The sequence below is a fragment of the Mesorhizobium sp. M1338 genome (assembly GCF_040318045.1).
GTDB lineage: Bacteria > Pseudomonadota > Alphaproteobacteria > Rhizobiales > Rhizobiaceae > Mesorhizobium.
In genome coordinates, this window is sequence record NZ_JAMYLL010000109.1 from 1 (window position 1) to 3,086 (window position 3,086).

Consider the following 3,086-nt stretch of genomic DNA (forward strand, 5'->3'; position numbering starts at 1 on the left):
CTTGCCGTGTGCAGCGCATCCGGCAGGCCCTCCGCGCCGGGGGAGACGGACAGGATGGAGGATCGGATCGATGCCTGTGGGAAGCGGAAACCGAACTGATGGCAGAAGGAGGAAGCCCAGGCGCCGCCGGCAAGAACCGCCAGCTTGGTGCGGATCGTTCCGTTTTCCGTGACCACGCCGCTCAGGCGGCCGCCCTCGGTCTCGATACCGCGCGCGGCGCAATTCTGGTGCACGGCGCCCCCGAGCTTGAGGATGGCGCGGGCGACCGCGGGCGCGGCTCGCGACGGATCGGCGGTGCCATCTGTCGGCGAGAAGACGCCGCCCGTCCAGGTCCGGCCCGTGGCGCGGCCCCGCTCGCTGGCCTCGGCGCTGTCAAGCATATGCGTGGTGACGTCGGCCGTTTTGGCGAAGTCACGCCAGCGCGCCCAGCCGGCCAGTTCCGCCTCGTCATTGCTGAGATAGAGCAGCCCGCAGCGGCGGAAGCCGGTGTCCTCGCTGGTTTCCTCTGCAAAGCGCTCCCAAAGATCGAGGCTTCGCGTCGCCATCGGCAGCTCGCGGGCATCGCGGTTCTGCTGGCGGCACCATCCCCAGTTCCTGCTCGATTGCTCGGCGCCGATGCGTCCCTTTTCGACAAGCGCAACCTGCATGCCGCGCCTTGCCAGATAGTAGGCGGCGAAGACACCGACGATGCCACCGCCGATCACCACCGCGTCCGCGGACTGAGGCAGTTCGCCAGATGTCTCGATTTGCTGCAGCGGCGCGGGCATGGTCTTCTCTGCTTCGACGCTCCAATCTAGCGCTTTGCGCAGGCAGCCGCTGCTGCAGTTGAGGCCGAGGCAGAATTTTATTCTGGCAGCTCCAGCGGAATCGGGAGTCCCTGCCATTCAGCGCGTATCCGCTCGGATGGACAGGCCACCGGGCTGTGGTAGTGTCAAAGCTTATTGCCAGGACAGCAGATCGTGCTGTGGCGTGCTTCTTCGGAGACGGCCATGAAACTGGATCGGATCGACATCAAAATTCTGCACGAATTGCAGAAGAACGGCCGCATCACCAATGTGGAACTGGCCGATCTGGTGCATCTGTCGCCGAGCCCTTGCCTGATGCGGGTGAAGAAACTCCAGTCGGAAGGCTACATCGAAGGCTATTCCGCGCAGATCAATATCGGCAAGCTCGGCCAGATGCTGACCGTATTCACCGAAATCACCTTGAGGAACCACCGCCAGGTGGACTTCGCCCGCTTTCTCGCCGTCGTGGAGAAGATCGATCAGGTCATCGAATGCCACCTCGTGTCGGGCGGCTACGATTATTTGATGAAATTCGTGACTGCCGGCATCGGCGAGTACCAGACGATCATGGAACGGCTGACCGACATGGATATCGGCATCGACAAGTATTTCAGCTTCGTCGTGCTGAAGTCACCCATCGTCAAGGCGCACATGCCGCTGCCCAGCCTGTTTCCGAGGTAGTCACCGGCGACCGCGCCGCGCCGCGCTTGTCGCCTGCAGTCCGCTACAAGGTGTCCGGTCGCAAGATCGGGTGCAGTGCTTTTAATTCGGCTTGCATCTCGGCGATCATCCAGGCGCAGATATCGGAAACGACAGGCCGTATCGGTCTTGAGCGCGGTGCAATCAGCTGATGGATCCGGCCCGTCTTGATCTGCCTGTCCGAAGCCGGGACAAGGGTTCCCTGAAGCAACGCCCTTGAAACGTTGCTGAGCCAGCCGAGCGCCACGCCTTCGCCGTTCATCGCGGCTTGAAGCACGACCGCGTAGTCCGAGAATTCGAGCCACTTTGCCCGGCTGGTCTTGCGGTCCGCCACACTGCCCCAGGCGTCCAGCCACTGCTCCTTGGCGTCGGTCAGGTGAAGCAGGGCATGACCTTCCCCGGTTCCGGCATGGATCAACCGACCGTGGGCGGACAAATAGGATGGGCTGCACACCGGAACGATGATTTCCGGCGAGAATGCCCAGTGGTGATAGTGGGTGTCGTCATCCGCCAGGATTCTCGTGGCAAGGTCGACAGTCTCGGCTGGTCCTCGCAGAACGCCCGCGATCAGTTCGAACCTCAGGTCGACGTCAGGAAACCGCGTGTTGAACGCCCCTAACCTGGGAACGAACCAATATGTTGCCAGAGAACTCGAAAGGGAAAGGGTGACCACCGGCTTTGCAGCGCTGTTTTGCTTGATTCTCCGGATCACCTCCGCGATGCCGTCAAATCCCTCCCGCACAGCCGAATAGAGGGCACGTCCGTCCGGGGTCGGGGTCAACCCCGCTGGACCCCGCGTGAAAAGAGGAACACCAAAATCGGCCTCGAGCTGGGCGATGCTACGGCTGATCGATGGTTGCGTGACGTTGAACTCGCGCGCCGCGGCCGTGAAGCTACCCGACCGGACGGCAGCTTCGAAGACAAGCAGTCCGCGCGCGGAAGGAACGAGTTTTGCAAAACCAGCCATACGCCCAGCGTATAGGTACCCAAACAATTTTCAAGCTTTCTATGGTTCTGGAAATGGCGAACTATAACCCTCATGAATGGGGTGGAGCAGGACGTGAAGATAGCGGCATCTCAAGCAGGCAGCATGTCCGGCGATCCTCTGCTTCAGCCGTTTCGGCTCAAGGGCCTGACGCTGCGCAACCGTGTGATCAGCACCAGTCACGCTTCGATGCTGGACGATGGCGGCCTGCCGCTCGAGCGCTACCAGCGCTACCACGAGGAGAAAGCGCGCGGCGGCCTGGCGATGACCATGGTGGGCGGATCGGCCATGACGTCGCCCGACTCGAGTTGGGGCGGCGGTCAGTTGAACCTTTCGACCGATGACATCGTGCCTCATCTCCAGTCGCTGTCGCAGCGAGTGCATCGTCACGGCGCTGCCGTCATGTGCCAGGTCTCGCACCTTGGCCGGCGCGCAACCGCCTATGCCGGGAACTGGCTGCCGCCGGTGGCGCCATCGCGCGTTCGCGAGACGCGAAACCGGAATTTTCCGAAGGAGATGGACGCCGCCGACATAGACAGGATCATTAAGGATTACGCCAGTGCCGCCAGGCGCTGCGTTGACGGCGATCTCGATGGCGTCGAAACCGTCACGGGGGG

Annotated in this window: 4 protein-coding genes; 2 read left to right on the top strand and 2 right to left on the bottom strand. The window is 62.3% G+C overall.

Annotated features, from left to right (window positions below; genetic code table 11):
* Positions 1 to 767: NAD(P)/FAD-dependent oxidoreductase (locus tag NKH19_RS33005; protein WP_352983870.1), on the bottom strand; the 767-nt coding region annotated here is incomplete at its 3' end.
* Between the two features lie 222 nt (positions 768 to 989).
* Here NKH19_RS33005 and NKH19_RS33010 point away from each other — a divergent pair.
* Complete coding sequence (locus tag NKH19_RS33010) at positions 990 to 1,466, top strand: Lrp/AsnC family transcriptional regulator (RefSeq protein WP_352863628.1); 477 nt, start codon at positions 990 to 992, stop codon at positions 1,464 to 1,466.
* A gap of 43 nt (positions 1,467 to 1,509) precedes the next feature.
* Here NKH19_RS33010 and NKH19_RS33015 read toward each other — a convergent pair whose 3' ends face one another.
* Positions 1,510 to 2,451 carry a LysR substrate-binding domain-containing protein gene (locus tag NKH19_RS33015; protein ID WP_352863627.1) on the bottom strand — a complete coding sequence of 314 codons (942 nt, stop codon included), beginning with the start codon at positions 2,449 to 2,451 and terminating at the stop codon, positions 1,510 to 1,512.
* A 123-nt stretch (positions 2,452 to 2,574) separates the two neighbouring features.
* Between NKH19_RS33015 and NKH19_RS33020 the strand changes: the two genes are divergently transcribed.
* A partial coding sequence (locus NKH19_RS33020) for an oxidoreductase (protein WP_502911104.1) occupies positions 2,575 to 3,086 on the top strand: 512 nt, incomplete at its 3' end.

Bases quoted from the DNA above. Each gene is read 5' to 3' on its own strand.
- NKH19_RS33010 (WP_352863628.1), top strand. From the start codon at position 990: ATGAAACTGGATCGGATCGACATCAAAATTCTGCACGAATTGCAGAAG.
- NKH19_RS33015 (WP_352863627.1), bottom strand. From the start codon at position 2,451: ATGGCTGGTTTTGCAAAACTCGTTCCTTCCGCGCGCGGACTGCTTGTC.